This window comes from Rhodococcus sp. NBC_00294, from assembly GCF_036163995.1.
In the GTDB taxonomy this organism is placed as follows: Bacteria; Actinomycetota; Actinomycetes; order Mycobacteriales; family Mycobacteriaceae; genus Rhodococcoides.
The window spans coordinates 767,506-790,735 of the sequence record NZ_CP108043.1; the positions used below are offsets into that span (position 1 = coordinate 767,506).

Consider the following 23,230-nt stretch of genomic DNA (forward strand, 5'->3'; position numbering starts at 1 on the left):
CATGACCACCGATGTCGCCTCTCGAGCCCTCGACGTACTGGTGATCGGCGGCGGTATCGCGGGTGCCTCGCTCGCCTGGGAACTCTCGTCCGATCGAACCGTGTGTCTCCTCGAAGGGGAGTCGACCCTGGCGATGCACTCGACCGGGCGTTCGGCTGCGATGTTCCTCGAGACCTACGGCAACCACGTCATCCGTGGCCTGACGACGGCGAGCAGGGCCTTCCTCGTGGACCCGCCGGACATGGTGCGCGGAACGGTCATGACTCCGCGCCCCTTCGTGCAGTTCGCACGTCCGGGCCGGGGCGACGCTCTCGCGGAGATGTTCACGACTCTGCGGACACTGTCTCCCGATGCCCGCCTGCTCGAGACCGCCGAGGCGGTGGACCGGGCGCCCCTCCTGCGGCCTGCGGCAGTCGAGGCGGCCATCGTCGAACCGGGCGCACTCGACATGGACGTCGACGCGCTGCACCAGGGCTTCCTGCGCGGAGCACGCCGACGCGGATGCACCGTTCGCACCGGGGCACGGGTCGTCGCGATCGACCGAGTCGGCGAGCAGTGGCGGGTCGATCTCTCGACCGGCGACACTCTCGTCGCCACGGTGGTGGTGAACGCGGCGGGTGCCTGGGCGGACGACATGGCCGACCTCGCAGTCGTACCGAGGATCGGCCTGCAGCCGCGACGACGCACCATCGCCGTGATGGACGCGCCGCCCGAGATCGCCGACACCCACCACCCGCTGATCAGCGACATGGACGAGTCGTTCTACATCAAGCCGGAGGGTGTCCGTCTGCTCTGTTCCCCTGCCGACGAGACACCGTGCCCGCCCGGTGACGCGAAGCCCGACGATCTCGAGATCGCCCGCGCCCTGGACGAGATCACGGAGGCGACCGTGGTGACGAGCCGCCGTGTCCGGTCGTCGTGGGCCGGTCTGCGCTCCTTCGTCGCCGATCGCACACCGGTGGTGGGGTTCGACCCGAGCGTGGAGGGCTTCTTCTGGTGCGCGGGTCAGGGTGGGTACGGCATCCAGACGTGCGCGGCACTGGCGCGCGTCGGTGCGGCGCTGGTCCGCGGCGAGCCGTTACCGGCCGACGTGACCGACCGGGGCGTCACCGCGGAGGACCTGGCGCCGGGCCGGCTGCGCTGAGCCGCACGGGGCTAGAGCCACTTCTGTCTCCGGAACACGATGTACAGCGCGCACGACGCGAGCAGCATCGCGCCGACGGCTCCGGGATAGCCGAAGGTCCAGCTCAGCTCCGGCATGTGCTCGAAGTTCATACCGTAGATGCCGGCGATGAGAGTCGGCGCGAAGAGGATGGCGCCCCAGGACGAGATCCGCTTGACCTGCTCGTTCTGTTCCAGACTCACCTGGGTCATCGCACGCATCTCGTCGTTCTGCCGCTGTCCCACCAGGGTGGTGTGCACCGACAGGGCGTTCTGCAGATTGGCGCGGAACGAGTCGACGCGCTCGGTGATGCGGATCGCGTGGTCGAGCACGTCGCGCAGGTTGCGCCGCAGCTCGATGTCCACGTTGTACTTCTCCGATCCGCGGCCGAGGGCCTCGATCATCGACACCAGCGGGTGGGTCGCGCGCTGGAACTCGATCACCTCGCGGGAGAGCTCGTAGATGCGACGGGAGACGTCGGGATCGCCGGTGAACAGCTGGTCGTCGATCTCGTCGATGTCGTTCTCCAGACCGGCGACGACCGGTTCGTACTCGTCGACCACCTGGTCGAGGATCGCGTACAGCACGGCCTCGGTTCCCAGTTCGAGCAGCTTCGGCGCACCTTCGAGCCGTTTACGGACCACGCCCAGGTCGGGTGACTCGGCATGGCGGATGGTGACGACGAAATCGGGACCGCAGAACACGTGGAGCTCGCCGAACTCCACCTTCTCGGTCTCGTCGATGTAGCGCGCGGGGTGCAGGACGACGAACAACTGATCGCCGTAGCGTTCGAGCTTGGGCCGCTGGTGCGCTTGGACGGCATCCTCGACCGCCAATCGGTGCAGCCCGAATTCGGTTGCCACCGAGTCGATCTCGGTCTTGTCGGGACGATACAGCCCGATCCACGCCATGCCGCCGCACGCCCGCAGGAGCTCGTACGTGCGATCCAGACTCTCCGGCTCGTCGGTACGCGCCCCGTGCACGTACACGGCGTTGTCCACGATCGGCACAGTTCACCCCTCGTCGTCGCACGTCCGCCGCCCGTCGGGCGGCTACCAGGACGCTCGCATCCAAACCTCGGACACGAATCTTCGTCCACCGCGACGACGGAAGCGAAACGGACTCGTTTCTGTCCACAATCGTCCGTTTACGGACGCGGATCCGCGCCGTGGCGATAGCGTGTGACCTGTGGCAGAACGCGGCGCACGACCCCAGGTTTCGGTACTCCGCCGAACCATGCTCAAGGCATTCAAACATCTGTCGAACCCGCTGAGGCCGGACGACTACTTCGAGATGATCAATCCGTTGTGGACCACCCAGGAGCTCCGCGGGAAGGTCGACCGGGTCGAGAGGGAAGGCACCGACGCGGTGTCGGTGTTCATCAGGCCCGGGTACGACTGGGGTGGGCACCAGCCCGGCCAGTACCTCCGACTGGGCGTGGTCATCGACGGCCGCTATCACTGGCGCGCCTACTCGATCACCTCCGACCCGCACGGCGACCACGGCCTGATCTCCGTCAGCCCCAAGCTGGTTCCCGAGGGCACGGTGTCCCCGTTCCTGGTGCAAGGGATCAAGCCGGGCGACATCGTGCGACTGAGCGAGATCGAGGGAGTCTTCACCCTCCCCGATCCCGTGCCCGCCAAACTGCTCTACATCAGCGCGGGCAGTGGCATCACACCGATCATGAGCATGTTGCGCGAACTCGACCACCTCGACGCCATGCACGACGTCGTGGTCATCCACTCCGTGCACAGTCGCGACCAGACGATGTTCTCCGAGACCCTCGAGCGCCTCGATCGCAAGCACTCGTCGCTGCGTCTCGACCTTCGGGTGACCGAGGAGCGAGGTCGAATGAAAGCCACCGATCTGGACGAGTTGTGCCCCGACTGGCGTGAGCGCGAGGCATTCTGCTCCGGTCCCGGCGACCTGTTGGACGATCTGCGCGACTACTGGAAATCCGAGGGTGACCCGGAGAAATTCCACTACGAAAGTTTCCAACCCGTCATCGGTGGCGGTGACGAAGGAGGAGAGGGCGGCACTGTCCGCTTCATCCGTAGCGACACCGACGTCGAATGCGACGGAGGCACACCCATTCTCGCGGCCGGGGAGGAAGCGGGGCTGGATCTCAAGTTCGGTTGCAGGATCGGCATCTGCCACACCTGCACCGGAACCCTGAAGAAGGGACGTTTGAGAGATCTACGTAATGGGGAAGTCTCCGAGCCTACGGGGCAGGCGGTACGCATCTGCGTGAACACCGCCGAGGGAGATATCGAAATCGATCTCTGACGAGACCGATTCACATGCAGTAACAGGGAGGGTTCGTCATGAGCATCGACACCGGGAAAAAGACCGAAGTGTCCATCGAGAGTCCGCTCGCACATCTCAGCGAAGAGACCATCGAACAGCTTGCCAAGGAATTCGACGCCATTCACGACGAGGTCTACGCCGACCTCGGTGAGCGCGATCGCAACTACATCACCACGGTCATCGCGGCGCAGCGCCAGCTCGCTGTCGCGGGGCGCGTGATCCTCTTCGGCTCCAAGAGCCGCACCGCCTGGGTGGCCGGAACGGCCTGCCTGGGTGTGGCCAAGATTCTCGAGAACATGGAGATCGGCCACAACGTCATGCACGGCCAGTGGGACTGGATGAACGATCCGGACATCCACTCGTCGGTGTGGGACTGGGACACCGCGTCCACCGCCGAGGCCTGGAAGCACTCGCACAACTACGTGCACCACACGTACACCAACATCCGCGGCAAGGACAAGGATCTCGGCTACGAGATCATGCGGATCGACCCGAACCAGCCGTGGTCGCCCGTCTACCTCGCGCAGCCGTTCTACAACCTGCTGCTGATGGCTTTCTTCGAGTGGGGCGTCGCGCTCCACGACCTCGACATCGAGGCCATCCGCAAGGGCGAGAAGCCCATGAAGGACCTGCTCACCGATCTGCGCGGCATCGGGACCAAGGCGCGCCGTCAGATCGTCAAGGACTACATCGGCTGGCCCGCGGTCAGCGCTCTCGCCTACGGCGCGGTACAGGTCGTCTCGGGTGGACGCGTCTCGGGCGCCGGCAAGTCGAAGCTGGGTGCGCGGTTGCGCTCGCTGAGCTCGTCGAAGGCGACCAACTCCGTGGCCAAGGTTCTGGACAAGCACGGTGCCGGCATCGAACGCACTTTCGTTGCCACGGTGACGGCGGACTTCGTCGCCAACATCATCCGCAACCTGTGGTCGCACGGCATCATCTTCTGCGGTCACTTCCCGGACCAGGCATACACGTTCAGCAAGGAAGAGACCGAGAACGAGACCCGCGGCGGCTGGTACGTCCGCCAGCTCGTCGGAGCGGCCAACATCGAGGGCTCGTCGCTGTTCCACTTGATGAGTGGCAACCTCAGCTACCAGGTCGAGCACCACCTGTACCCGGACATGCCCAGCACCCGGTACAAGGAAGTCGCGCCGAAGATCAAGGACATCTGCGAGCGCTACCAGCTTCCGTACAACTCGGGCCCCTTGATGAAGCAGTGGGGATCGGTGCAGCGCACCATCATTCGACTCGCCTTCCCCGGCGGCAAGATGGCCCCGAAGCCCGGACCGTACCGCGGCGAGCGCGTCGGGGGTTCCTCGTCGAAGCCCAGCGAGGCGGCTCGTTTCCGCAACCGCGTGCCGGCGGGTCACCCCGACTCGGGCCCCGAGCACAACGGTGGCGGCGTCGAGGCGAAGCTCCCTCCGCGCGGGGAGTGACGACGCGCTGCCGGTGACGGCAGCACTGATCTGACGAACGAGTGGTTTCGACCGGCGTTCTCTGGATACCCGAGTGAATCGGGCCGGAGACGCCGGTCGTTTCCCATTTCGGAGGTCGTTCGTGGCGCTCGACGGCCTGGACCCCGCCCTTCTGACGGGTGTGTTCGAGAACGCGCCCGAGCTGGTGTCCCTGTCCGCACTGGACGGCCGCATCCTCCACCTGAACCCGGCGGGCCTCGCGCTCGTCGGAGCACCGTCACTCGACGCCGTGCTCCGCCTGACCACGGCGAACTTCTTCTCCGACGTCGGTCTGCTCGCTGCGCCCGACGTGGAACGATCGCTGCACACCACCGGCCACTGGCAGGGTGTCGGCGAACTCCGGCGGCTCGACACCGGAGAACCCGTACCGGTCTCCATCTCGACGTTCCTGGTTCCCGCGGGTGAGCGCGACGAGCCGGTGATCGCGTCGATCATGCGTGATCGACGGCTGCGAACCAGTCACGAGAGCGCCCTCACCGACGTCCTGGAATCGGCCGCCCACCGGGCTCGCGAGCAGAGTGCTGTCGGCCTGTTGGGGCGGCTCGCGGTCGACGGTGATCTGACGACCATTCTGGACGCGACGACCAGCGCCGCCTCGTCGTTGATGGGTACGGAGTGCGCGTCGATCGCACGCCTCGACGACACCCGCACCGCGTTGCGCGTCGTCGCCTACAGCGGGGTGAGCGAGCGGCCCGAGGTGTTCGGAACCTGTACCCGCTCGGCTCCGGGCCTCGCCCTCTCCTCCGGCACGGTGGTCATCTGTTCCGACGCGCGGACCGAGTCGCGATTCGACACCACGACGATGCGCTCGCGCGGACTGCTCAGCACCGTCTGCGTCCCGTTCGACTCCACGCCTCGGCCCGGGGTGCTGGCCGTGCACAGCGCGGCTCCGCGGGAGTACACGGATCGGGACGTGACGTTCCTGCGGACGGCCACGGACATCCTGGTCGCGGCGATCCGGCGTATCGAGCTCGAGAACGAACTGCGGTACCGATCACTCCACGATCCGCTCACCGGTCTGGCCAATCGAGCGCTCGCGTACCGACGTATCGACGAGGCCGTGGCTCGCGCCGCGGACAGCGAGACCACCGTCGCGGTCCTGCTGGCCGACCTGGACGACTTCACGACCGTCAACGACAGCCTCGGACACGTGAGTGGAGACGCGGCGCTGATCACCTTGGCGCGCAAGCTCGAGCGCACGATGGCGGTCGGCGACACGGTGGCGAGGCTGGGCGGCGACGAATTTCTCGTCGTGTGCGACCACGTGGTGGACGAGGCCGACGCGCGGAGCCGGGCGGTGCGCATCTCGACAGCGCTGGCCACCGTCGATCCGCAGAGCGATCAGCCCATCCCGTTCAGTGCGAGCATCGGAATCGCCGTGGCCGGTGACGATGTGCCCTCCGCGCAGGAGATGGTGCGCCGCGCGGATCTGGCCATGTACCGCGCCAAGGGCACGGCTCCCGGGACCACGGACGTGTACGACGTGCGCGATCGCTACGAGGCCGATCGCGTGTTCCGACTCGCCGCAGACCTCCGACGATCTCTCGTGGACGGCGAACTGCGGCTCGTCTACCAGCCGATCGTCGACCTCGTGACGGGCGCCGTCGTCGCCGCCGAGGCCTTGGCTCGCTGGGATCATCCGACACTCGGCAGCGTCTCGCCTCGTGAGTTCGTCGCGGTGGCGGAGCGCACCGGCGTGGTCGGACACCTCGGCCTGTGGGCACTGCAGACCGCGTGCACGGATGCGGTGCGCTGGCCCGAGGACGTCTCGATACGCGTGAACGTGAGCGCCCACCAGCTCAACGATCCGGACTTCGTGCAGTCGGTCCGACGCACTCTCGACGCGACCGGCCTGCCGGCGACGCGTCTCGGGTTGGAGATCACCGAGACCGTGTGGGTGAAGGAGAACGCCCGCGTGGCCACCACTCTCGAGGCGCTGCACGCGATGGGGGTGTCGTTCGCACTCGACGATCTGGGAACCGGCCACAGCAGCATCGCGTATCTGGACCGTTATCCGATCTTCGACTGTCTCAACAACGCGCTACCCGGTGCGAGACCACACGCCATCGTGGCCGCGATCGTGTTGTTGGGCACTGCATTCGGAGTGGACGTGGTGGGTGAAGGCATCGAGACCGCCGAGCAGGCCGAGGCGTATCGCGCATGCGGCGGTCGCCTCGCACAGGGCTTCCATCTGGCGCGCCCGATGCCCGCTGCGGCGATCGAACAACTCCTACGAGAGGGTGTCCGATCGCTGCGGTGACGCGCTACTTGACGGCGCGTCGGACCCGGACCGCGCCCGAGATGGTCCAGGCGATGACGGCACCGACGACGGCGGCACCGAGGAGTGCGACACCCTGTGCCAGATCGAAGTTCCACCCGATGAAGTTGATGGTCGTGTGCACGGTGTTCTGCAGGATGAAGATCACCAGTGCGATCGTGAGGAGTAGCGCGATCAGGAGAGACAGCTTCGAGACGAAGCCTCCGGCACGGCGACGTCCGGTGTGTGCGTGGGTGGTGGTGTCGGTCATGGTGGTGCCTTTCGCGATGTCGCCGGTCCTGGCCGGCGATCGAGTGAGCGGATGCTCGAAGGAGTGATGGTCCGCGGACCCGCGGAAGAAACATGTCCGTTCGGTCGGTTCGAGCGAGGTGTGCGTCGAACCCGACAGTGTCCGGACACACCACGGGCGGCGATGGACCCGCTGAGGGTCCGGCGCCGCCCGGGTGTGGAGTGGTGCAGTCTTACTTGAAGGTGTCCTTGACGTTCTCGCCGACCTTCTTCACGCCGGCCGAACCCTGGTCCTTCTTGCCCTCGGCCTCGAGGTCCTTGTTGTTGGTGGCGTCACCGACAACTTCCTTGGCCTTGCCGATGGCGTCTTCTGCTGCGTTCTTTGCCTTGTCGACGATTCCCATGATGAAACCTTTCGTTCGGAGCGACGGCGGGTGACCATCGCGTTCTGAAAGGTGAGTCGAGGCCCGGCGCGGAAAGCGCACGTCCATGCAGAGTGATCCCGGTCACAGCTACCCGCCGAGTGCGAACGCCACGAGAAAGCCGAGCGCGGTGGACATGCCCACCCACCAGCCGCCGTCCTTGTAGGCCTCGGGCATCAGGGAGTCCGCGAGCACGGCGAGAGTGGCACCGCCCGCGAACGCTTGGACCGTCGAGATGCCGACCTCCGGGACGGCGTCGGACAACTGGTGGCCCAGTACGGTGACCACCACGAGCACGACCGCCGTGGCCGTCCACAGGGTCATCGCCCGAGCCGCGGAGAAGTCGTGTCGGTCCCGCATCAACGATGCACCACCGACAGCCTCCGGAACGTTGCCCACCGCGACCGCCACCAGCAGCACCAGCCCGCCACCGGACGTCAGGGAGACACCCAGCGCGGTGTTCTCCGGGACTCCGTCGAGGATCGTGCCGAGCATCAGTGCCCACCCGATCGCTGCGGGCCCGAGCTTGTTCTCGATCAGATGGCTGGCCACGACGTACACACCCGCGCCCAGGAACAGCGCCGCGCCCGCGACGAGGATGCCGGCCTGACGGAACGCCGGCTCGAACAGTTCCGACGACACGGCGGCGATCATCGTCCCGGCACCGAAGGCCATGAGACCGGCCAACACCCGCTTCGGCAGTGTCCACCGCAGCCCGATCACCGCACCGATCACCAGGGGAAGCGCCGTGCCGATGCCGTACAGGGCGGCGGTCAGCATCTCGATCGTCTCGTCACCGGCGGGGAGTACCCCGGTCCGCGTCGTCGAGTCATCCGACGACCTGCTCTCACAGACCCAGCGCGGTGACCACTGCCAGCAGGACGACGACGACGGGCAGGACGACGAGCCGGCCTGCGGCACCGGGGAGCACGTCCCGGTCCATGCCGTCGACGAGTCGGGAATGGGTCCTCGTCGAGAACACGACCGACACCATCGGAAGCGCAGCGCACAGCACCGCGATCGCGACGAGCGGCGGATGATCTCGCACCGCACGAGCGACGATCAGAGCCGTGACCGCCATGGTCAGTGCGGTCCGCACCCGAGCGAGCGTGGTGCGCTCGGCCTGCAGGCCCGGTGCCTCCGTCACAGGTACAGCCCCACCGCGAACGCCACCACGGCGATCACCAGACCCCCCGCGAGCAGCGCCGCCGCAGCGGGTAGAGGCAGTGACGCCCGCCGGCGCATGGCCGTCTCGATACGGATCCAGCGCACGAACGACCCGACGGCCAGAACCGCCGCGAGAGTGAGCAGCCCCAGCACGAGGGTGGTTCTCAGCCACGGAGGCAGCAGATCCCCACCGAACGCCTCGAGTGCCGCGGCCGTGGCCACGAGGCCGAGTGACGTCCTGATCCACGCCAGGAACGTCCGCTCGTTCGCGAGCGTGAATCTCGGATCGGGGTCACTGCCGTCGCGCAGTCCGGTCGGCCACAGTCGCACGGCACCCACTCTCGTCGGCGACGGCCCGCAGGGCCACAGCGGGTGTCAGCGGTTGGGGTGCCAGCGCTCGTAGGCGCGGCGTTCCGCCTCGTCCCGCGCGACCTTCTTCGGGTTCTGCAGGTCCGGCGACAACCCGTGCGCTTTGAGACGACGGCGACGGTTGGGTTCCATGTACGCGGCGGCGTAGAACAGCGCGAGCAGTACCGCCAGCAGGATCATCGCGCCGCGCAGCCACAACTCACCGGGGAACAGCAGGAACGCCGCGAAGATGGGGAGAAACGGCACCATGCTGCGCAGCAGATGACGCGCAACCGCACGATCACCGATCAGGTCCTCACGCACCCAGGCCTGCATGGACAGGGGCAACGTGCGGCCGAACGAATAACCGATCCACTGCAGCGGCCCCGGGCGAGTCCTGCTCATCGTGTGCTCCTCCGCTCGGTCGACAGTGCACCGGCCGCGATGGCCGCGGTGTTGATCCGGGTGAGCACCGCGTGAAGTTGTTCGAGCTCGCTCACGTCGACACCCAGAGATTCGATGACGGTGCCCGGTATGGACTCCGCCGAACCTCGCAACTGTCGCCCCTCGTCGGTCAGGTCGATCACCAGCCTGCGCTCGTCGGTGTCGCTCCGGCGCCGGGTCAGCAGACCGTCGGCGTCGAGCCGCTTGAGCAGCGGCGTCAGCGAGGCGGGTTCGAGTTGCAGAGCCGACGCGATCTCCCCCGCCGACATCGGTGCCCGCTCCCAGAGGGCGAGCATGACGAGGTACTGCGGGTGCGTCAGTCCGAGCGGTTCGAGAATCGGCCGGTAGACCGAGAGCACCGCGCGGTTGGTGACGGCCAGGGCGAAACACACCTGACGGTCGAGCGCGAGGGGGTCGGCGGTGGTCACGGGTCCATCGTACGCTGATAGTGAGAGTACGTACTGTTCGATGGCTCACGGTTGGCTGGGCGGGGTGCTGTCGGTCGGGGGGTCGGCGCTGTGGGCGATGCGGTAGGCGATTCGCACCCCCTACTGCAGGTGAACACCCACTCCGGCCGGCTGTACGGGGTGCACGACGCTGGGGCCTGTGCGGGTCGGGTGCGGCGCTGATCGCGGAGGCGCAGCCCCTGAGAGGGAGGCCACGATTCGGGGCACCGGGCGATGTGCACCCCTTGCTGCAGGCGAACACTTACTGCGGCCGGTTGGACGGGGTGTACGGCGCTGGAACCCGTGCGCGTGGTGCCGGCAACGCGTGCCGACACCACGCGAGATGATCAGGGTGTGGGGGCCTCGCACTCGGCCGGTGCGGGAGCACCCTCGGGCGCCGGAGCGCCCGGCGCTGCGCCCGGACCCTTACCTGCAGGCCCGTGACCGGCCGGACCACCATGGCCGGGGCCCGCCGGGCCACTGTCAGGACCGCAACCGGGCGCAGGCGGAGCCGGCGCGCCCTCGGGGGCAGCCGGTGCACCCTCAGGCGGGGTCGGGGCGCCCTCGGGCGGAGTCGGAGCATCCTCACCCGCAGCAGGCGGAGTGGGAGCACCCTCGGGCGGAGTCGGAGCATCCTCACCCGCAGCAGGCGGAGTGGGAGCACCCTCGGGCGGAGTCGGCGCACCCTCACCCGCAGCAGGCGGAGTGGGAGCACCCTCGGGCGGAGTCGGCGCACCCTCGGGCGGAGTCGGTGCACCCTCAGGCGGAGTGGGAGCATCCTCCGGCGGAGCCGGAGGCGTCGCGCACGTCGCACCGGCGTCGGGTGCCGCAGCGTCGGGTGCGGGAGTCGCGGGCGCCGAGGCGTCGGGCGCCGCGCTCTCGGAGACCGGGGGCGCCTCGCCCGGGCCGTCGGCGGACGCGGTTCCCACCGCTCCGAGCAGCAGCCCACCGGCGAGCACTGCTCCGGCGATCAGTCGGCCTGTCCTGACACGCATGACTCTTGTCGACATTGTCGTCCTCATCTCTCGTCGGCACCGGGCGGCGCCGTTCGTGAGGTCGACACTCGATCGTGGACCTGAAGCCTGCCTGAAGTCGCGGCGATCAGGGCCTCGTCTTCAGCAAGTCTTCAGCTCGGGACCCGCATAGTGGTGTCGTGACCGAACGGCGACCCGCAGCGACCCCGAGAATCCTCGTGATCGAGGACAACGAGACGTTGCGGCTGTCCGTGTCCACCGCGATCGCGGACCTGGGTGCCGACGTCCGGTCCGACGCGGACGGTTCCGCGTTCGAGGCCGCGCTCGCGAACCATCGACCCCACCTCGTGGTCCTGGACATCATGCTTCCCGGCCGGGACGGACTCGAGCTCCTGCGGGTCGCGCGCCGCAGCAGCGACGCGGCGGTGCTGATGCTCACGGCGCGCGACTCGGTGTCCGACCGCGTCACCGGGCTCACCGCCGGTGCAGACGACTATCTGGTGAAACCGTTCGCGATGGCGGAGCTCCTCGCCCGCGTCACCGCGGTGCTCCGACGACACGGCGCGGTCGCCACCTCGATCGAATGCGGAGACGTGTCGGTGGACACCGAATCGGGCGACGCCAGTCGGGGCGGCAACGCCCTCAACCTGACGGCCACGGAGTGGAAGCTGTTGTCCTACCTCGCCGCTCAGCGCGGGCGAACGGTGTCCAAGACCCAGATCCTGACGCAGGTGTGGGGGTACGACGCATACGACGAGAACCTCGTCGAGGTCCACATCAGCGCGCTGCGTCGCAAGCTCGAGGAGTTCGGCCCGCGCATCCTCCACACTCGGCGCGGCATCGGCTACGTGTTGGCCGCCGACACCGTGAGTCCGACAGCATGACGACCCCACCCCGTCGCGGTCTCCGCACCGGATCTCTGCGCCTGCGATTGCTGGTGTCGGTGATGTCGGTGGTGCTCGTCCTGCTCGTCGGCATCGTCGTGGCGACGACGGTGTTGCTGCAACGCCAGCTCGAGGCCTCGGCGGGAGACAGCCTCGCCGGCCGCACCGCCACCGCGCAGCAACTGCTGGACAACGGTGCCGATCCCACCGAGATCGTCTCCGCCACACAGGGAGAGAACGTGGCGGCGCAACTGGTGACGACGGACGGCCGTATCGTCGGGGACCTCGCGCTCCGAGCGACGACACCGCCGCCCGCACTACGTCCCCCGACGACGCCGGGAGACGGTCCCCCGCCGGGACCCCCACCGGGCCCGGAGGAGACGAGGCCGACGCGGGTCTCGACGACGACCCTGACCGACGGATCGGTTCTCACGGTCGCCGTCGACACGTCCTCGATCGACGCGGTGCAGCGGCAGCTGCTCGTGGTGCTGATTCCGTTGGTGCTCGTCGCGTCGGCGGTGGCGGCACTGCTCATGGCGGTGGTCGTCGGCGCATCGCTCCGACCGTTGCGCAGCATGACGGCACTGGCCCGTTCGATCACCCGGGGTAATCGCGGTGACCGACTCGCTCCCACCCGGTCGGACACCGAGCTGGGTGAGACCGCAACGGCATTCGACGAGATGCTCGACGAGCTCGAAGGAGCCGAGGCGCGCGAGCGTGCCACCGCCGATCGCACACGGCAGTTCGTCGACGATGCTGCTCACGATCTGAGAACGCCGGTCGCCGGGATCTCCGCCGCCGCCGAGACACTGCTGCGGGGCGGCGTCGACACCGAGCGCGACGTGCGGGAACGACTGCTGGCGTCGATGATTCGTGAATCACGCCGCGCATCCCGGCTGATCGACGATCTGCTGATGTCGGCGCGCACCGACGACGACGTGGAGTTGGATCGGCATGACCACGACCTTCTCGCTCTGGCCCGTGCCGACGCCGACCGGGCGCGGCTGCTCGCACCGGACTCGACCGTCGTGGTGACCGGCGAGAGCGTGGTCGCGCCGGTCGACGCCGCACGACTCGCTCGAATCCTGGCCAACCTCACCGACAACGCGTTGCGCCACGGACCGCCGGACGGCGTCGTCACCGTCGACGTGCGCGACGCCGGTACCACCGCGACGATCCGGGTGTCCGACGAAGGACCGGGCATCGGCGCTCAGGATCGCGAGCGGATCTTCGACCGGATGGTGCGGCTGGACAGCGCTCGCACCTCGGAGGGATCGGGACTCGGCCTCACCATCGCCCGAACCTACGCGCGGGCCCACGGCGGCGACGTCGTGTACGACGGCACCGCCTTCGTCCTCAGTGTGCCTCGGTGACCGACTGCTCTGTGGGGGAACGGGTTCCGAACACCACCCCGCCGAGGCCGATGATCGCGCTGACGAGCATGGTGACGGCCATGGGCACCGCGGTGCCTTCGCCGCCGAGTCCCACCAGCGGCGAGATGACCGCGGCGAGGCCGAACTGGGCCGCGCCCATGACGGCCGATCCCGTGCCCGCGGCCCGGCGCGCCTCTCCCAGTGCGAGAGTCGTCGCGTTGGCGATCACCAGACCCAGGCTGGCGACGGCGAACCACAGCAGTACCAGGGCCGCCCACAGGTAGGGCCCGACCACCGCGTCGACGACGAGCAGCGCCGAGAACGCGACCATCGAGACGAGACCGATGCGCAACAGCGCTTCCGGACGGACGCGGTCGACGAGCTTGGCGTTGGCACCACTGGTGACGACGATGCCGAGTGCGTTGGCCGTGAAGGCGATGGAGTACCACGTCGTCGAAAGCCCGTGCACCTCCTGCAGCACGAAGGGCGATGCGGAGATGTAGGCGAACATGACGCCGAAGCCGAAGGCGAACGCGCCCGCATAGCCCAGGAATCGCTTGTTGGACATGACCTCCCGTGCGTCCGCGATCATGGTGGAGAGTCCGCCCGTGCTGCGGAGCTCGGCGGGATGACTCTCCGGCAGGAGTGCGAGCACACCCACGAACATCAGGACGGACACACCGGCGAGCACCCAGAAGACGCCGCGCCACCCTGTCAGACCGATGACCGCACCGCCGAGCAGCGGGGCGATGACGGGAGCGACTCCGTTGACGAGCACGAGGAGGCTGAACAGTTTGGCGGCCGCCGCGCCGCGTGCACGGTCACTGATGACGGCGCGGGAGAGAACGACGCCGGCGGCGCCGGTGAAGCCCTGGAAGAACCGGAACACGGTGAGCCACTCGACGGTCGGAGACCACGCGCACAGGATGGTCGCGATGATGGACACGAAAGTGCCCACGAGGAGCAAGGGGCGTCGACCGAAGCGGTCGGACAGCGGCCCGATCACCAGGTTGCCGATCGCGAGACCGACGAGAAACGTCGTGAGGGTCAGCTGGATCGCCGTGGCGCTGACACCGAACTCCTCGGCCATGCGGGGGAATGCCGGCAGATACATGTCGATGGACAGGGGCGCGACGGCGGCAAGGAGCGCCAGCATCGCGATCACGCCGGACGCCACCGGCCGCGCGGCGGTCGAGTCGACGGTGTCGCCGGACCGAGTGTCGACGCTCATCGGGTGGCCTCCGTATTGGATATAACTTTATACATACTCACATGAGTAGAATGTCAGTCATGGCGTCTGGAAGTCCAGTGAGCGAGTCCGATGTGATCGACATCGCCCGCGAGGTGCGGGCTCTCGTGTGGTCGCTGCGCCGATTCGGCGAACGACAGTCCGGACTGCCCGCCCTCCCCCATTCCGAACTCGAGGTTCTGCGTGTGGTGGTCAGCCACGAAGGGACCACCGTCTCGGACGTCGCCCGCATGCTGGGCCTGCACAGCAGCAACGTCAGCACGACGGTGCGACGTCTGATCGACAAGGGGCTGCTCGCGCGGGACACCGATCCCGGTGACAGACGGTCGAGTCGGCTGCATCCCACCGCCACGGCACGTCGACACGGTGAGATGATCGACGACGTGTGGATCGACGCCGTCGGACGCCGACTCGCGGCCATGTCAGCGGAGGATGCGGCTCTGCTCACCCGTGCCGCGCCGCTCCTCGCGCACCTCACGTCCATGCCGACCGAACCCTGACGACTCCGCGGGGCGACCGAACCGTCATAGTGACGCCATGCTGATGTCGCTCCGCCTGCTCCGACAGATGGCGCCGTGGCGCACGGGACGCGGGCCGGTACGGGTCGACCCGACCCGTACGTGGTTCCGCGTCGCACCGTCCGATCTGGACGTGCTGATGCACATGAACAACGGTCGATACCTGTCCGTACTCGACGCGGGTCGAGTCGACATGTTCGTGCGCGGTGGCCTGTGGCGAGCCCTGCGTGGACGCGGGTGGCATCCCGTCGTCGCGTCACAGACCATCACGTACGTCCGCTCCCTCACCCTGTGGACGAAGTTCTCGGTGTCCACCCGCTTCCTCGGTGTCGACGCGAAGAACGCCTATCTCGAACAGATCTTCGACGTCGACGGACGTGTCCACGCGACCGCGATCGTCGCCCTCAGGTTCCTCGACGACAGCGGATCCTCGGTACCGACCGACGACATCGTCGCCCTGTTCGACGGCGATGCAGCCCCACTTCGCCGCCCGGACGCAGAGATTCCGCTCGGCCGACGCACTCAGCATCTCGTGGTCGCCGCATTCGAGGACGTCTGACCCCTCCGGGCGCGCATGCTCCTATATGGTCTCCTTCGAACCGCATCTGCGGCGAAAGGAGCCGACATGGTCACGACGAGGATCGCAGTGCTGGGGTGCGCGGCGGTGGTGGCACTGTCGCTCACGGGGTGCTCCTCGCCCGGACCGGCCGAAGACGGCATCACCGTGTTCGCTGCCGCGTCGCTGAAGGCGTCGTTCACCGAGCTGGGTGAGCAGTTCGAGCAGACCCGCCCGGGTACCACCGTGACGTTCACGTTCGCGGGGTCGTCCGATCTGGTGTCCCAGTTGTCACAGGGTGCGCCCGGGGACGTTCTGGCCTCGGCGGACACGATCACCATGGACAAGGCACGGGACGCCGAGTTGATCGACGGTGACCCGGTCACGTTCGCGACCAACACTCTGACGATCGTCACTCCGCCGGGCAACCCCGCCGGGATCGGCTCGTTCTCGGACCTGGCGACGTCCGGGGCCACGGTCGTCGTGTGCGCACCGCAGGTTCCGTGCGGTGCCGCCACCGAGAAGATCGAGACGGCCGCCGGGGTGAGCCTCACCCCTGCCAGCGAGGAATCGTCCGTGACGGACGTTCTGGGCAAGGTCACGTCCGGTCAGGCCGATGCCGGCCTGGTCTACGTCACCGACGCGGCCGGCGCCGGTGACGCCGTCGTCACCGTGCCGTTCCCGGAGGCGTCGGGCGCGGTGAACTCCTATCCCATCGCCGCACTGGCCGACTCCGGCGCACCGGACATCGCGAGCGCCTTCGTCGACTTCGTCTCCGGTCCCGACGGACGGAAGGTGCTGGCCGACGCCGGGTTCGGCGCGCCCTGAGAGACCGCCGCTGCGCCGAGGATCCGCCGCCACGGGGGAATCATTCCCGCGCGGACGGGGTTGGCCGAACGAGACGTTCGTTGCACGACCGAAGGAGAAGCACGTGAAGATCGGCATCATCGGAGCAGGCGACATCGGCGGAACCCTGACCCGACGGCTGCGCGCCGTGGGCCACGAGGTTGCCGTCGCCAACTCTCGGGATCCGGAGACCCTCGCGGATCTGGCGTCCGAGACCGGCGCCACCGCGGTCTGGGCGAAGGACGCCGCGACCGACGCGGATCTCGTCATCGTCAGCATCCCGCAGAAGAACACGCCGGACCTCGCGTCCGGCATCCTCTCGGCCCGCAAGCCCGGTGCTCCGGTGATCGAGACGAACAACTACTACCCGCAGCAGCGGGACGGCAAGATCGACGCGATCGAGGACGGCACACCGGAGAGCGTGTGGGTCTCGGAACTGCTGGGCGAGCCGGTCGTGAAGGCATTCAACGGAATCTGGTGGAAGCACCTCCTGAACAAGGGCGTCCCGGCCGGCACCGAGGGCCGCATCGCGCTGCCGATCGCCGGCGACGATGCCGACGCCAAGAAGATCGTGTCCGCCGTCATCGACGAGATCGGCTTCGACGTCGTCGACGCCGGATCATTGGCCGACTCCTGGCGCCAGCAGCCGGGTACACCCGTGTACGGCAAGGATTTCGGAGTCGACGCGACGGTCGATGCGCTGGCGCAGGCGACCCCGGAACGCACCGCGGAGTGGAAGGCCTGACACCCCTCAGGTGGTGAGCACCGCGTCGTAGGCCCAATAGGCGCCGAACAGCGCACCCGCCACCGCGGCGGCACCGAGTCCCGCACGGACTCGTGTCGCCGCGGTGCGGCAACACGGCGGCACGAGGATGCCCGCCAGCGCGGCTTCCACGAACCAGTGCGGACCGCCGACCACGACAGTCCCGTACACGGCCTCACCGAGCACGATCCCCGCCATGACCACCGTCCCGCTCACACGGCGGTCACGCCCGACAGCAGCACCGGCTGCGCCGCACACCGCCCCCGCACCGAGTCCGACGAGGACGAAGACCAGCACTTCCCGCGCAGGGATCACGTTCGGCGACAGCAGGATCCACACCAGGACGAGCGCGAGCATCGACGCGACTCCGACTGCCACACCGCGTCCGTGCGGGGACCGGGCCGCCACCGCGAACGGCACCAAGCCCCACAGCGCACTCGTGTTCACGAGCGCATCCCACGGCGGCGGCACGATGGTGAACAGAACCACGAGGGCCACACCCGCAGCGGACCCGAGCGAGGCCGCCGCGACGAGACGTCGTGCGCCGATCAGCGCCCCGTCCACCGGGGTTCGCGCTTCTCCATGAACGCCATGATCCCCTCGACCGTGTCGGAGGACTTGGACAACTGCGCGAGCGCGCGGTCGGTCTCCTCCCATGCGGCCGCTTCGGACGGGATGCGCCCGTCGACGATGCCCCGGGCGATGACCTTGCTGGCGCGGATCGCGAGAGGCGCTCCCGCCGCGATGGTCTCCGCCAACCGAAGCGCCGTGTCGAGAACGGCGTCCGGTTCCACCACACGATTGACGAGTCCCCACCGCGCCGCGTCGTCCGCACTCATGGGCTCACCGGTGAGGATCAGTTCCATCGCGATCGCTCGCGGGATCGCGTCGACCAGCCGGAAGAGTCCGCCCGCTCCCGCGATCAGCCCGCGATGCACCTCGGGAAGCCCGAATCGTGCAGTGGTGGAAGCGATCACGACATCACCGGACAGCGCGATCTCGGTCCCACCCCCGAGCGCGTTCCCGGTGACCGCGACGACGATCGGCGTGGAGATCGGGTGCCTGGTGACGCCGGCGAAGCCCCAGTGTGCCGTCTCCGGAGGGGTCACGCCGTCGGGACCCCGCGTGCCGAGTGCCTTCAGATCGGCTCCGCCGCAGAAGGTGCCGGAGCCCGCCGCCGTGAGCACGACGGCACGGATCGACTCGTCGCCGTCCGCCAGTTCCCACGCCTCGCCCAGCAGGGTGTGCACCTCTGCGTTCACGCTGTTGGCCGCGGCGGGGCGGTTCAACGTCACCAGCAGCACGTGTCCGCGCCGTTCCGTGAGAACCACGTCCTGATCGCTCATGCCCGCACTCCCCTGCCGTTCGCCATGATCGAGTCGAGGGTGATGTCCAGGTTCCCGCCCTCGTCCACCACGTCGATCGTGAGGCCGACCGGTGAGACGTCGCGGTCGGTGACCACTCGATGAAGCGCCGCCGCGGCGTCCGCCCCGGTACGACCGGCGATGCGGTCACCCTCGGGTGTGCGGGCGATGACGAGCGCCTGTTCCGGTTCCCCGCCGCGCCCGAACATGACAGTCGCCGTCTCGACGATCGCGCGACCGCTGTGGCCGTGCGTCACGGGTACCGCTATCGCCGACACGCTCACCGCATCGGGGTTCCCGACGTATCCGGCCTCGTGCGGATCGGTCGACAACAGGATGGTGTGCTGGTGGGTGAGGTAGCCGCCGTTCGCATGCACCATCGCGATCGCCGGAGCGCGTCCGCCGCGGGACTGTCGCAGCAGCCGGGTCGATTCCGCGACCGCGTGCAACGAGTAGCTGCTGAGCGGCCCACCGAAGAACGAGTGGCCGCCCAGGACCGTGGGAGTGGCATCCGACGACAGTCCCAGCTCGTCCATCAACAGGAGAGGGACGACGGGAAAGCAGCTGTAGGCATCGACGAAGGTGAGATCGGCACCCGCGACACCCGCCGCGGCGAGGGTGGTGCGCACCGCCGCTCGGAGCGCCGGTGAATGATCGAAGGTGCTGCGCGCCATGATGTCCGGGGCATCGGACGCACCGGCGCCGCCCCACAGGTACACGATGCGGTCCTCGTCCACCCCGGCCGCGCGCGCTGCCGCCAGCGAACACACCAGCACCGCGGCGGCCTGGTCGACGAACGGCATGGCGTTCATGGCGAGGGGGTAGCAGTCGGACACCGCGCGGTTCGACGCGTCCACGCCGGCGATGTCGTCGGGCGACCGCTCGACCGGACTCCACGCGACCGGATATCGCGCCGCGACTGCGGAGAACCGCGAGTACAGCTCTGCCGATGCCGTCAGGGACTCGCTGGGTCGCAGACCGAGACGGTCGGCCCGGGCGCGGTCGAACAGCGGATAGATCTGGACGGGGGCGAGGATGCCCGCTCGCTGCATCTCGGCGCTGCCGAGGTCGTCCGGTGCGAAGGTCGGCGGGCCGCCCGGTGCGACGGCCCAGCCGAGCTCGACGGGATCCCTTCCGGCTTTCGTCAGTGCTCGCACGGATGCCTGCGTCTCGCCGCCGACGACGAGTGCCACGGAGCTGCGACCGGCGGCGATGTCGTGTCCCACTCGGTCCATCAGGCGCGCGGGGTGGTGACCGCCGATGGTGCTGGTGGACCGCGTCGGCGCGGATGCCCCCAGCCGTGCGGCGATCAGAGCCGGGAGATCGTCGTAGTTCCAGCTCGTCGTGCGCACGGCGTGGATCGCGTCCACCGCGGCGCCGAGCGCCGACGTTCCGCTGTCGTCGAGCGCAGCACGGACCGCGCGCAGCACGAGCTCCATCGGCTCCACGGGGTCGGCCGCAGCGCCGGCGCTGCCGGACACGACATCGCCCACACCCACGACGACCGGAATGCGGTCTGCTTCCTGTGACATGGGATCACCTTATTACAGACACCAGTTGTCTGTAATCTGATGGCATGGAGTCGACCGACGGCACGGCGCGACGGGGGCGGCCACGCGACCCCGCCATGGAATCGCGGGTGTACGACGCCGTCGTGGACGTGTACTGGCGCACCGGGTGGGCGGGATTCACCATCGATGCCGTCGCCAAGAGCGGTGGCGTGGGCCGCGCGGCGATCTACCGTCGGTGGCCCACCAAGGAGGCACTCCTCACCGGGGCTCTGGAGACCGTGCTCCCCCTCGTCGACCCCATCGACACCGGCACCCTGACAGGCGATCTCACGGAACTGGCTCGTCAACTCCTGCGGGGCTACCGAGACTCCTCAGGGCTCATCGCCGTACGCGTGGCCCTCGACGCCCGCGTGTATCCCGACCTGCTCGAGGCGCTGACCGCCACCATCAGCACGAGCAGATTCGTCGCGACCCGAGACATCGTCCGCCGCGCCGTGTCCCGCGGCGAGTTACCGGAACACGTGCGGACCACACTGCTGCTCGAGATGCTCACGGGCGCCGTTCTGAGCCGGGTGTTGTTCGCACACGATGCGACCGAGGCGCCGTCCGCCGCCACCGCGGACGACACGTACATCGACGGACTGGTCGACGCGGTGCTGGCGAGCGTGCGCCGCTAGCGCGTCGACTCGGGAGCGGACGACTGCCCGCGCGCCCTGTCCTCGTACGCGCGACGCCGATCCGCGTCCACGTCGCCGAGGAAGATCTGCTCGGATCCGAAACGGCGACTGACGAACTCACCGAGTCGGCGCGGCACGAAGCGCTGGCTGACGACGATCGCGCCGGCGGAGGCCGGGATGCGCACCTTGGGTCGCGGCTTCTCGACGAGCCGGACCACCGCCTGCGCGATGTCCTCGGGTTCGGCCTTCTTCATGAAGGGCACGTCTCTCGTTCCCGCCGTGAGTTCGGTGTTGACGAACCACGGCAGGACCAGGGAGAACTCGACGCCCGAGGATCGGTACTCCACCCTCGCCGCCTCGGTGAACGCGATGACCGCAGACTTGCTGGCGCAGTAGGTGGCCAGGCCTGGCGCCACCGTCTCACCCGCCATCGAGGCGATGGAGACGACGTGTCCGCGCCGTCTCGGCACCATGCGGTGCAGCGCCGACTTGGTGCCGATGATGACGCCGTGCACGTTCACGTCCATGATCCGGCGTGCCACCGCGTCCGGCTCGTCCGTCAGCGCCCCGACCGGCATGATTCCGGCGTTGTTGACCAGGACGTCGACCGGGCCCAGCTCACGCTCGACGCGGTCGAGGAAGGCGTCGAAGGACGCCGGGTCCGTGACGTCCAGTGCTCCGTGCAGGTGCACCCGCGCGGACTCGGCCCCGGCGGCGAGGGCGTCCGCGTCCACGTCCCCGATCGCCACCCTGGCGCCGGCGGCGACGAGCGCGCGCGCCGTCGCGAGGCCGATTCCCCGTGCGCCACCGGTGATGGCGATGACTCGTCCCTGCAGTGATCCCGTCATCGTCTTATTACAGACACGCAGTGTCCGCAAAGTCAAGGGTCCGGAGTGCCGTCGCGGCCGCCCCGGCGATGCGAGGATCGATCCCGTGCAGAACCGTGACGACGACATCCGCCGGGTCCACCGAGTGCTCGACGACCTCCGCCTCGAGTCACTGGTGGACGTGCACACGCATTTCATGCCGCACAGCGTTCTGGCCAAGGTGTGGAACTACTTCGACTCCGTGGACGACCGCCTCGGTACCGCGTGGCCGATCGAGTACCGCGTGGACGAGGACGAACGCACCGACCTGCTGCGCAGGTACCGGGTAGGGACGTTCACGTCCCTGCTGTACCCGCACAAGCCCGGCATGGCGGAGTGGTTGAACGGGTGGGCCGCGGAGTTCGCGGACCGGACACCCGACTGTGTACGCACCGCCACCTTTCACCCCGAACCGGACGCTGCTCGGTACGTCCGTGCCGCCGTCGAGGACGGGGTCGGAGTGATGAAATGCCATGTGCAGGTGGGGAACATCGACGTCCACGATCCGTACCTGGACGACGTGTGGGCGGTTCTCGACGACGCCGCCGTACCCGTCGTCATCCACTGCGGATCGGGACCCGAACCCGGTCGCCACACCGGACCGGACCCGATCCGCGCACTACTGCGCCGCTTTCCGACACTCACCCTGCTGATCGCGCACATGGGCATGCCCGAGTACGAGGACTTCCTCACCCTGGCCGAGACGTTCGACAACGTCGGGCTCGACACCACGATGGTGTTCACCGATTTCACCGAACAGCTCTCGCCCTACCCGCGATCGGCGTTGCCGCGCCTGCGCGACCTGCAGGACAAGATCGTGTTCGGCAGCGACTTCCCCAACATCCCCTACTCGTACGCGCACGCGGTCGAGAGCGTGGTCGGCCTCGGACTCGGTGACGACTGGTCCCGCGCTGTGCTGCACGACAACTGGGCACGGTTCAGCCGCCGTACGGCACCATGACGTCGATGATCCAGACGACACCGAAGCGGTCGGTGAGTTTGCCGTACAGCGGGGAGAACACCGACGGACCGAGTTCCACCTCGACGGTCGACCCCGCGGCGAGCGCCGTCCAGTAGCCGGTGATCGCGTCGGTGTCGGTGCTGCGCAACGAGAAGTAGAAGGCGTTGCGGCCCGCGTCCCGCACGAGGTCGTGCTGCACGTCGTAGGCCATCACGTGGAAGCCGTCCGGCGAGGAGACCTGGCCCCACACCACCTGGTCGGCCTGATCTGGGCTCGTGTCGCCGTACGGGACCACGACGAGATCGCCGCCGAACACCGAGTGGTAGTACTCGAGCGCGGCGCGCGCGTCGCCGTCGAAGTTCAGATGCAGGGTGCTGGTCACGGTCATGGGGTTCTCCTCATGGGTGGTCTCTC

General features: G+C 68.3%; 27 protein-coding genes. 12 read left to right on the forward strand and 15 right to left on the reverse strand.

The genetic code is table 11. The annotated features are described in order from the left end of the window. Position 1: 1 nt before the first annotated feature. Positions 2–1,144 carry an NAD(P)/FAD-dependent oxidoreductase gene (locus OHB23_RS03655; protein ID WP_027506604.1) on the forward strand — a complete coding sequence of 381 codons (1,143 nt, stop codon included), beginning with the start codon at positions 2–4 and terminating at the stop codon, positions 1,142–1,144. An 11-nt stretch (positions 1,145–1,155) separates the two neighbouring features. On the opposite strand, the gene corA is transcribed toward OHB23_RS03655, so the two are convergent. Then, the gene (gene corA / locus OHB23_RS03660) at positions 1,156–2,172 is read right to left on the reverse strand and encodes a magnesium/cobalt transporter CorA (RefSeq protein WP_027506603.1); all 1,017 of its coding nucleotides are present in this window, start codon (positions 2,170–2,172) and stop codon (positions 1,156–1,158) included. 178 nt (positions 2,173–2,350) lie between these two features. On the opposite strand from corA, the gene OHB23_RS03665 reads away from it, so the two are divergent. The 3 genes from OHB23_RS03665 to OHB23_RS03675 all read left to right on the forward strand — a co-directional run bounded on the left by OHB23_RS03665 (position 2,351) and on the right by OHB23_RS03675 (position 7,201). Continuing rightward, positions 2,351–3,448, forward strand: coding sequence for a ferredoxin reductase (locus OHB23_RS03665; RefSeq protein WP_328810897.1), 1,098 nt, complete (start codon positions 2,351–2,353; stop codon positions 3,446–3,448). 38 nt (positions 3,449–3,486) lie between these two features. Continuing rightward, positions 3,487–4,902 carry a fatty acid desaturase family protein gene (locus OHB23_RS03670; protein ID WP_037186465.1) on the forward strand — a complete coding sequence of 472 codons (1,416 nt, stop codon included), beginning with the start codon at positions 3,487–3,489 and terminating at the stop codon, positions 4,900–4,902. A gap of 121 nt (positions 4,903–5,023) precedes the next feature. Beyond that, entirely contained in the window at positions 5,024–7,201 is a 2,178-nt protein-coding gene (locus OHB23_RS03675) for a putative bifunctional diguanylate cyclase/phosphodiesterase (RefSeq protein ID WP_328810898.1), read from the forward strand. A 4-nt stretch (positions 7,202–7,205) separates the two neighbouring features. Here the strand turns inward: OHB23_RS03675 and OHB23_RS03680 are convergent, their stop codons facing one another. The 8 genes from OHB23_RS03680 to OHB23_RS03715 all read right to left on the reverse strand — a co-directional run bounded on the left by OHB23_RS03680 (position 7,206) and on the right by OHB23_RS03715 (position 11,269). Beyond that, positions 7,206–7,469 (reverse strand): lipopolysaccharide assembly protein LapA domain-containing protein, encoded by a 264-nt coding sequence (locus OHB23_RS03680; protein WP_056443214.1) that lies wholly within the window; start codon positions 7,467–7,469, stop codon positions 7,206–7,208. 211 nt (positions 7,470–7,680) lie between these two features. Beyond that, complete coding sequence (locus tag OHB23_RS03685) at positions 7,681–7,851, reverse strand: CsbD family protein (RefSeq protein ID WP_027506598.1); 171 nt, start codon at positions 7,849–7,851, stop codon at positions 7,681–7,683. A 108-nt stretch (positions 7,852–7,959) separates the two neighbouring features. Further along, complete coding sequence (locus tag OHB23_RS03690) at positions 7,960–8,649, reverse strand: ZIP family metal transporter (protein ID WP_328810899.1); 690 nt, start codon at positions 8,647–8,649, stop codon at positions 7,960–7,962. 67 nt (positions 8,650–8,716) lie between these two features. Then, positions 8,717–9,016 (reverse strand): DUF202 domain-containing protein, encoded by a 300-nt coding sequence (locus OHB23_RS03695; RefSeq protein WP_027506596.1) that lies wholly within the window; start codon positions 9,014–9,016, stop codon positions 8,717–8,719. Next, entirely contained in the window at positions 9,013–9,366 is a 354-nt protein-coding gene (locus OHB23_RS03700) for a YidH family protein (RefSeq protein WP_231476430.1), read from the reverse strand. The genes OHB23_RS03695 and OHB23_RS03700 overlap by 4 nt, the downstream gene beginning before the upstream one ends. Positions 9,367–9,411: 45 nt before the next feature. Further along, entirely contained in the window at positions 9,412–9,789 is a 378-nt protein-coding gene (locus OHB23_RS03705) for a DUF5313 family protein (RefSeq protein WP_027506594.1), read from the reverse strand. Then, positions 9,786–10,256 (reverse strand): MarR family winged helix-turn-helix transcriptional regulator, encoded by a 471-nt coding sequence (locus OHB23_RS03710; protein WP_328810900.1) that lies wholly within the window; start codon positions 10,254–10,256, stop codon positions 9,786–9,788. The genes OHB23_RS03705 and OHB23_RS03710 overlap by 4 nt, the downstream gene beginning before the upstream one ends. A 365-nt stretch (positions 10,257–10,621) precedes the next feature. Then, positions 10,622–11,269 carry a hypothetical protein gene (locus OHB23_RS03715; RefSeq protein ID WP_328810901.1) on the reverse strand — a complete coding sequence of 216 codons (648 nt, stop codon included), beginning with the start codon at positions 11,267–11,269 and terminating at the stop codon, positions 10,622–10,624. Between the two features lie 158 nt (positions 11,270–11,427). Between OHB23_RS03715 and OHB23_RS03720 the strand changes: the two genes are divergently transcribed. Together OHB23_RS03720 and OHB23_RS03725 are read left to right on the forward strand one after the other, a co-directional pair. Continuing rightward, entirely contained in the window at positions 11,428–12,132 is a 705-nt protein-coding gene (locus tag OHB23_RS03720) for a response regulator transcription factor (RefSeq protein WP_027506592.1), read from the forward strand. After that, a complete protein-coding gene (locus OHB23_RS03725) occupies positions 12,129–13,505 on the forward strand; it encodes a HAMP domain-containing sensor histidine kinase (RefSeq protein WP_027506591.1) in 1,377 nt (458 codons plus the stop codon). The genes OHB23_RS03720 and OHB23_RS03725 overlap by 4 nt, the downstream gene beginning before the upstream one ends. Here the strand turns inward: OHB23_RS03725 and OHB23_RS03730 are convergent. Then, positions 13,489–14,736, reverse strand: a complete 1,248-nt coding sequence (locus OHB23_RS03730) for a multidrug effflux MFS transporter (RefSeq protein ID WP_442973016.1) — start codon at positions 14,734–14,736, stop codon at positions 13,489–13,491. The two genes, OHB23_RS03725 and OHB23_RS03730, sit on opposite strands and share 17 nt — an antisense overlap. Positions 14,737–14,813: 77 nt before the next feature. On the opposite strand from OHB23_RS03730, the gene OHB23_RS03735 reads away from it, so the two are divergent. The 4 genes from OHB23_RS03735 (at position 14,814) to OHB23_RS03750 (ending at position 17,419) form a co-directional block, all read left to right on the forward strand. Next, a complete protein-coding gene (locus tag OHB23_RS03735; protein WP_328810902.1) occupies positions 14,814–15,254 on the forward strand; it encodes a MarR family winged helix-turn-helix transcriptional regulator in 441 nt (146 codons plus the stop codon). A gap of 37 nt (positions 15,255–15,291) precedes the next feature. Continuing rightward, the gene (locus OHB23_RS03740) at positions 15,292–15,831 is read left to right on the forward strand and encodes a thioesterase family protein (protein ID WP_051613550.1); all 540 of its coding nucleotides are present in this window, start codon (positions 15,292–15,294) and stop codon (positions 15,829–15,831) included. Positions 15,832–15,897: 66 nt separating this feature from the next. Beyond that, entirely contained in the window at positions 15,898–16,656 is a 759-nt protein-coding gene (gene modA / locus OHB23_RS03745) for a molybdate ABC transporter substrate-binding protein (RefSeq protein ID WP_222626248.1), read from the forward strand. 10 nt (positions 16,657–16,666) lie between these two features. Next, positions 16,667–17,419, forward strand: coding sequence for an NADPH-dependent F420 reductase (locus OHB23_RS03750; RefSeq protein WP_081821384.1), 753 nt, complete (start codon positions 16,667–16,669; stop codon positions 17,417–17,419). Between the two features lie 6 nt (positions 17,420–17,425). Here OHB23_RS03750 and OHB23_RS03755 read toward each other — a convergent pair whose 3' ends face one another. The 3 genes from OHB23_RS03755 to OHB23_RS03765 are packed head-to-tail and all read right to left on the reverse strand — an operon-like array spanning position 17,426 to position 20,333. After that, on the reverse strand, positions 17,426–18,001 hold the full coding sequence (locus tag OHB23_RS03755) for a DUF6518 family protein (protein ID WP_328810903.1): 576 nt from the start codon (positions 17,999–18,001) through the stop codon (positions 17,426–17,428). Next, positions 17,986–18,783: an enoyl-CoA hydratase-related protein gene (locus OHB23_RS03760; protein ID WP_328810904.1), complete on the reverse strand. Its 798-nt coding sequence runs from the start codon at positions 18,781–18,783 to the stop codon at positions 17,986–17,988. Before OHB23_RS03760 ends, OHB23_RS03755 begins: the two co-directional genes overlap by 16 nt. Continuing rightward, positions 18,780–20,333 (reverse strand): thiolase C-terminal domain-containing protein, encoded by a 1,554-nt coding sequence (locus OHB23_RS03765; RefSeq protein WP_328810905.1) that lies wholly within the window; start codon positions 20,331–20,333, stop codon positions 18,780–18,782. Before OHB23_RS03765 ends, OHB23_RS03760 begins: the two co-directional genes overlap by 4 nt. A 44-nt stretch (positions 20,334–20,377) precedes the next feature. Between OHB23_RS03765 and OHB23_RS03770 the strand changes: the two genes are divergently transcribed. After that, positions 20,378–20,989, forward strand: coding sequence for a TetR/AcrR family transcriptional regulator (locus tag OHB23_RS03770; RefSeq protein WP_222626244.1), 612 nt, complete (start codon positions 20,378–20,380; stop codon positions 20,987–20,989). Here OHB23_RS03770 and OHB23_RS03775 read toward each other — a convergent pair. Further along, a complete protein-coding gene (locus OHB23_RS03775; protein WP_328810906.1) occupies positions 20,986–21,837 on the reverse strand; it encodes an SDR family oxidoreductase in 852 nt (283 codons plus the stop codon). The two genes, OHB23_RS03770 and OHB23_RS03775, sit on opposite strands and share 4 nt — an antisense overlap. 85 nt (positions 21,838–21,922) lie before the next feature. On the opposite strand from OHB23_RS03775, the gene OHB23_RS03780 reads away from it, so the two are divergent. Continuing rightward, entirely contained in the window at positions 21,923–22,816 is an 894-nt protein-coding gene (locus tag OHB23_RS03780) for an amidohydrolase family protein (protein WP_308115534.1), read from the forward strand. Here the strand turns inward: OHB23_RS03780 and OHB23_RS03785 are convergent. After that, complete coding sequence (locus OHB23_RS03785) at positions 22,794–23,204, reverse strand: VOC family protein (RefSeq protein WP_222626241.1); 411 nt, start codon at positions 23,202–23,204, stop codon at positions 22,794–22,796. The genes OHB23_RS03780 and OHB23_RS03785 overlap by 23 nt on opposite strands. Positions 23,205–23,230: the final 26 nt, after the last annotated feature.

What these genes read in the sequence shown, in the direction of transcription:
- OHB23_RS03770 (WP_222626244.1), top strand. Translation starts at nt 20,378, where the DNA reads ATGGAGTCGACCGACGGCACGGCGCGACGGGGGCGGCCACGCGACCCC.
- OHB23_RS03670 (WP_037186465.1), top strand. Translation starts at nt 3,487, where the DNA reads ATGAGCATCGACACCGGGAAAAAGACCGAAGTGTCCATCGAGAGTCCG.
- OHB23_RS03690 (WP_328810899.1), bottom strand. Translation starts at nt 8,649, where the DNA reads ATGCTGACCGCCGCCCTGTACGGCATCGGCACGGCGCTTCCCCTGGTG.
- OHB23_RS03685 (WP_027506598.1), bottom strand. Translation starts at nt 7,851, where the DNA reads ATGGGAATCGTCGACAAGGCAAAGAACGCAGCAGAAGACGCCATCGGC.
- OHB23_RS03680 (WP_056443214.1), bottom strand. Translation starts at nt 7,469, where the DNA reads ATGACCGACACCACCACCCACGCACACACCGGACGTCGCCGTGCCGGA.
- OHB23_RS03705 (WP_027506594.1), bottom strand. Translation starts at nt 9,789, where the DNA reads ATGAGCAGGACTCGCCCGGGGCCGCTGCAGTGGATCGGTTATTCGTTC.
- OHB23_RS03765 (WP_328810905.1), bottom strand. Translation starts at nt 20,333, where the DNA reads ATGTCACAGGAAGCAGACCGCATTCCGGTCGTCGTGGGTGTGGGCGAT.
- OHB23_RS03775 (WP_328810906.1), bottom strand. Translation starts at nt 21,837, where the DNA reads ATGACGGGATCACTGCAGGGACGAGTCATCGCCATCACCGGTGGCGCA.
- OHB23_RS03715 (WP_328810901.1), bottom strand. Translation starts at nt 11,269, where the DNA reads ATGCGTGTCAGGACAGGCCGACTGATCGCCGGAGCAGTGCTCGCCGGT.
- OHB23_RS03655 (WP_027506604.1), top strand. Translation starts at nt 2, where the DNA reads ATGACCACCGATGTCGCCTCTCGAGCCCTCGACGTACTGGTGATCGGC.
- OHB23_RS03760 (WP_328810904.1), bottom strand. Translation starts at nt 18,783, where the DNA reads ATGAGCGATCAGGACGTGGTTCTCACGGAACGGCGCGGACACGTGCTG.
- OHB23_RS03725 (WP_027506591.1), top strand. Translation starts at nt 12,129, where the DNA reads ATGACGACCCCACCCCGTCGCGGTCTCCGCACCGGATCTCTGCGCCTG.
- modA (WP_222626248.1), top strand. Translation starts at nt 15,898, where the DNA reads ATGGTCACGACGAGGATCGCAGTGCTGGGGTGCGCGGCGGTGGTGGCA.
- OHB23_RS03785 (WP_222626241.1), bottom strand. Translation starts at nt 23,204, where the DNA reads ATGACCGTGACCAGCACCCTGCATCTGAACTTCGACGGCGACGCGCGC.
- OHB23_RS03740 (WP_051613550.1), top strand. Translation starts at nt 15,292, where the DNA reads ATGCTGATGTCGCTCCGCCTGCTCCGACAGATGGCGCCGTGGCGCACG.
- OHB23_RS03730 (WP_442973016.1), bottom strand. Translation starts at nt 14,736, where the DNA reads ATGAGCGTCGACACTCGGTCCGGCGACACCGTCGACTCGACCGCCGCG.